This window comes from Aliamphritea spongicola, assembly GCF_017051665.1.
Taxonomy (GTDB): Bacteria; Pseudomonadota; Gammaproteobacteria; order Pseudomonadales; family Balneatricaceae; genus Amphritea; species Amphritea spongicola.
In genome coordinates, this window is record NZ_JAFIDL010000106.1 from 1 (window position 1) to 286 (window position 286).

General features: G+C 70.6%; 1 protein-coding gene. It reads left to right on the forward strand.

The features are described 5' to 3' along the window. Window positions 1-286: hypothetical protein (locus JYB63_RS22940; protein WP_205660232.1), on the forward strand; the 286-nt coding region annotated here is incomplete at both ends.

A 286-nucleotide genomic window follows, 5' to 3' on the forward strand; every position in this document is an offset into this window, starting at 1 on the left:
GGTGCGGTGCTCGCATCGTGCCTGGGCCCCGCCATTGACCGGCGTGAGCAGGCCGCGGCGGCCGCGCTCGCGTCGGGCGGCATTTCTAGTGGCGGGTTGATGCTGGGATCGACGGCGCGGGAGTGCGCGCAGTGGCAGCAGGCTTTGGTCCGCGTGTACGGGCAGGTGCTGCGTGGCGTGGTTGTGGAGAACGTGCGCGAGTGGCCCAACCGGTACGGAAAAGACGTTGACGTGCTGCTGCCCGCGAACGGAGTCACCTCCGATGCGCTGCGCCGTGGCCTGCCCG